This is a genomic window from Dietzia sp. SLG310A2-38A2 (assembly GCF_014145095.1).
Lineage (GTDB): Bacteria > Actinomycetota > Actinomycetes > Mycobacteriales > Mycobacteriaceae > Dietzia.
The window spans coordinates 1-1,770 of the sequence record NZ_JAALDX010000440.1 but is presented as its reverse complement, the minus strand read 5'-3'; the positions used below and the strand labels follow the sequence as shown (position 1 = coordinate 1,770).

The window sequence follows — 1,770 nt, the reverse complement described above, 5'->3', positions numbered from 1 at the left end:
GCTCGGTCGTGTCGTTGAGATTGTCATTGCCGTCGTCGAAGACCAGGTACTCGACCTGCTGCACCTGGGGCGGGAACGGGATGAGCGCCGTCTCGGTACGCAGGAGGTCCTGATCGCCGGCCGAGAGCACGCCGGCAAGGTCGGTGACGCCGACGCCGACCGTTACGGTCTGCTCCGGCGCCGGGGCCGGGGCCGGAGCCTGGGCGCGGGCCGGGGCGAGCGGAAGCAGCATCAGCAGCAGGGCCGCGGCGCCGGACAGCACCACGATCAGCAGGCGGGGGACGCGGGACACCGGGCTGGTCATGCGTTCACTCTAGGCGCGGCGCATCGTCGTCGTCGCACCTCTCGCCGGACCCGCGAGGGCAACCGTCCCGAGGGGGTTCGGGCAGCGACCGGGCGGGTCCGCGGCGAGTCGCAGACGGGCCGGTGATGAGCACGCGGCGGACCCCGCTAGCCTCGTCCGGTGTTCATCCTGGAAACGCTCATCGCGATCACGGTCGCCATGACCACGGCGTTCGGCGGACTGGTCGCGGAGGATCTCATCACCCGCGACGCGGCCTGCACCATCTCGGCGGTGCCGGACCTGTGGTCGCCGGAGTGCACCTCCCCCTCCCGCCTCGCCTGGTTCGTCGGCACCCTGGCCGTGCTCATCACGGCCATGGCGGTCCGCGCCTGGATGATCGCCCACAACGGCACCCTGTACTACCTGCGGCTGCTCCCGGCCGAGAGCGCGGACCGGATGCGCGCCGCGGTCGACGTGGCCAATGCCCGGAGCCTGGACTTCCGGTCGGCGACCGGCTGGTTCGGCACCAACGGCGACGTGGTGGACCTACGACGGGCCGTGGACCACGTGTCGGACGAGCTCGAGAGGGCGATGAACGACGACGACGATGCGACCGGCTACGTCCTGGCGCCCAACCTGGCGTTCCCCGCAGCTCTGGCCGTGGGATACGACACCCTCCTGCGCGAGCGCACGCACCTCGCGGAGCTGCCCACCGAGGCCCGCAGGCGCCGGTTGCCCGGAGGGGACACGGGGGTGCGGACCGTGTACTTCGACGACGGCGACGACATGTGGGCCGAGCGTAGGTGGCGGTCGCGACGGAGCCGACCGGACTCCGAGCTGTCCATGGTCACGCTCCGCACCGGACGCCCGGCTGCCGCGTCCTCACAAGCCGCGCCCTCGACAACCGCGCCCGCGGACCGGACCGTGGTGGGTCGTGTGTGGCTCTCGCTCCAGTTCGACGGCGGCGGAGCGGTCTCCGAAGTCGATGCGCAGCACCCACTCCGGACAGCGGCGGACCTCGTCGTCGTCGTGGGTCCCACCGCCACTACCGACGGAGTGGAGACGCTCCGCCCGTGGGCTCTCCCCGCCGGCCGGTGGTACCCGGGCGCGAGCGGCCGGCAGATCGACCGGCGTGCGTTCGCGCGGCTGGTCGAGGAACTCTCCGGCGCGGTCGAGCAGGTGCTCGACGACTACCCCGAGGCCGACGTCCTGCTGTCCGGCCGCATGCCGCGGAGTGTCGCGTTCGCGCTCGGTTACGTGATCTCGCAGCGGAAGGACGACCGCATCGAGGGTAAGCGCGCCACCCGTCATCCGGCCCGCGCCGACGACACCCGGGCCGAGCGCGCGCAGGCCCGCGCGGAGAACGAAGGGCTGAGCTCGCTGAGCCGCTTCTGGTCCTCGGTCACCCCGGTGCTCGAACACCTCGGGGAGGCCAAGCCCGCGCTGGTGCACGCGGCCCAGCGCGAGGAGGTCGTGCGGAGACTGCC

1 protein-coding gene and 1 pseudogene are annotated in these 1,770 nt (G+C 72.5%); one reads left to right on the top strand and one right to left on the bottom strand.

Annotated elements, in window-relative coordinates; genetic code table 11:
• Positions 1–304, bottom strand: a pseudogene (locus tag G6027_RS14595) (DUF5129 domain-containing protein); the annotation flags it as partial.
• A 159-nt stretch (positions 305–463) separates the two neighbouring features.
• Here G6027_RS14595 and G6027_RS14590 point away from each other — a divergent pair.
• The coding region (locus G6027_RS14590; RefSeq protein ID WP_182637803.1) for a hypothetical protein at positions 464–1,770 on the top strand (1,307 nt) is incomplete at its 3' end.